General features: G+C 65.6%; 1 protein-coding gene. It reads right to left on the reverse strand.

All coding sequences use genetic code 11. The features are described from left to right. Positions 1-146: 146 nt before the first annotated feature. A partial coding sequence (locus EOM25_14020) for a hypothetical protein (protein ID NCC26291.1) occupies positions 147-2427 on the reverse strand: 2281 nt, incomplete at its 5' end.

Raw genomic sequence — 2427 nt, forward strand, 5'->3', positions numbered from 1 at the left:
CGGACAGCGCTCCTCGTTCTTCTCGCACCGGATGATGCCGATCCTGGTCATGAAAAACCTCCTTGGATTGAAGCGATACGAAACGCTCCCATCCCCCGGGAATATCCTTCCAACCAGGCGGCCGCTCCGTCAAGCCTTCGGACCGATCATGATCCCACGACGATCTCCACATCCGGATTGACCGACCCGGGTCTGAGCTCAAAGGGTCCGTCCGTCGTCCCGACCGAGGAACCGACCCGGGCCGTGGCCTCGTATCCCGTTTCCGCCGGAATAAAGAAGAATAGCGCCCGACCCTGGGCATCCGTCCGGACCGTGCCCACGCTCCGACCTTGGATGTCGGAGAGAACCACGTCGGCCCCCTCCAGAACCTCTCCGGCCGGGTCGCGGACCAGAACGGCCACCCGGCCATACCGGTTCGGGGCCTTGGGCTCGGCCAGGAGCCGGTGGAGGTTGATCCGGCCCCAGCCGGTCCGGATGTCGAACCCGGGCTCGTCCACGTCGTCGGCCGTGGCCTCCAGATGGGAGCGCATCTCCTCGATGGACCAGTCCGGATGCAGGCCCCGCAACAAAGTCAGGGCCCCGGCCACCTGGGGCGCGGCCATGGAAGTTCCGCTGGCGGCCACATAGCCGTGGTCGCGCTTGGAGGTGGACAAAATGTCGCTGCCCGGGGCGGACACGCTGATATGCTCACCCCAGGTTGAGAAATGGCTGGCCTGGTCCCGTCCGTCCGTGCTGCCCACGGCTATGGCCCCCTGGCAGGCGGCCGGATACTGGATGACGGCCGTCATGTTGTTGCCCATGGAGACCACCACCAGGGCCCCTTTGAGACAGGCATAGCTGACCACGTCCTGCAGGGCCTGGGAGTAGCCCGGGCCGCCCAGACTGAGATTCAGGACATCGGCCCCGTGATCCACGGCCCAGGGAATGGACTCGATGACGTATTCGGCCACCTCCTCGCCCTCATCGTTGACCTTGAGGGGCATGATCCGGGCCTTCCAGTCCACCCCGGCCACGCCCAGGCCGTTGTTCCCCGTGGCCCCGGCGATGCCGGCCACGTGGGTGCCGTGCCCGTAGCTGTCGAAATGGACCCCGGGCGGCACATCCTGCTTGGTGTGGAAATTGTGGCCGGTGACCACCCGGCCGGAAAATTCCGGATGTGTCCCGTCGAGGCCAGTGTCGATGATGGCCATGGTCACCTTTTCCGATCCCACCCCCAGATCCCAGGCCGCGGCCGAGTCCATTTTCAGATGCCCGTACTGCCAGGGTTTGAAGTCCGGATCGTTGGGAGTCAGATGGAGCTGGAACCTCGGGGCCGGTTCGGCGTAGACGATCCGCTCGTCCCGGCCAAGACGGTCGAGCGCTCGGGCCCGCTCCGTCCCGGTCGGCAGTTCGACCACGGCAAAAACCATATCCCCGGCCCGGAAGGCCCGCACCAGTCGGGACCCGTGGTCCCGAGCCACGGCCGAGGCCTCCTGATCGGACCGGAGGCGGATGATGATCCGCCCTCCCTGGGCAGGCCGATCCGAGACGCCGGACCCGCCGGACCGGTCGGTGGTGAAGGTGAAGCAGCCGTTCTGGGCCGAGGTGACGAACATGAACTGCTCGGCATAGGGATCCTTCCGGGCCGGCCCGGGGAACGAGTAGGACCGAAACTTGTTTCCCGAAACCCGATCCTGGGCCGCGTAGGCCGATAGGATGTCCCAATGGTAGACCCTGGCCGGAGCAAGGTCCTGCTCCAGAACGGCGCTGGTTTTGTTCTCGATGGTCGTGTCCCAGGTGAAGATGCCCTTGGGATCGGTCACCCCGGCCAGGACGAGCCGATAGAACTGTATCTCGCCCACGGACGGATCGGCCTTCCATTCAAAGACCGGACGCTGCGAGAAAACCCCGCCTTGGCCCTCCCCCGGCGAGGTGAGATGCACATCGAACCGATCCAGCACCGTCATCGGCGGAACCTCGGTTCTCGGCCCCTCGCCCCGGTTGTTGAAGGCGGCCACGAGGTAACGAAGGTTCATCCCCGGGGTCAGTTCCGGGTCGAAGTCCTCGAACCAGACATTCTCGCCCCCGTGGACCGTGTCCACCAGAACCGGCTCGGTTCCCGGGTTGTCCGCCCGATAGACCCGGTAGCCGCGGGCCCCGTCCAGGGGCTCGAACCGGAGGGATGCGTTGATGATCGTTGGCTTTTGGGCCCCGCCAGGCCCGAGGCCGTAGGACGAGACATGGGTGATGCAGTTCGAATCCGCCACCACGACCGATCCGGGGACCGATGCGTCAACTGCCCCGTTGGCCAGAACTACCGGAATTTTGACGTCTGCGCGGTTGAAATTGATGTCCGTGGCCGTGGCCAGAACATAGGTCGGCCCGTCGGCCAAAGCCGTGGTGTTCCAATCATGGGACAGGGCCCCGCCCCTGGCCGATGCCAGGGCC

It is taken from the genome of Deltaproteobacteria bacterium (assembly GCA_009929795.1).
In the GTDB taxonomy this organism is placed as follows: Bacteria; Desulfobacterota; Desulfovibrionia; order Desulfovibrionales; family Desulfomicrobiaceae; genus RZZR01.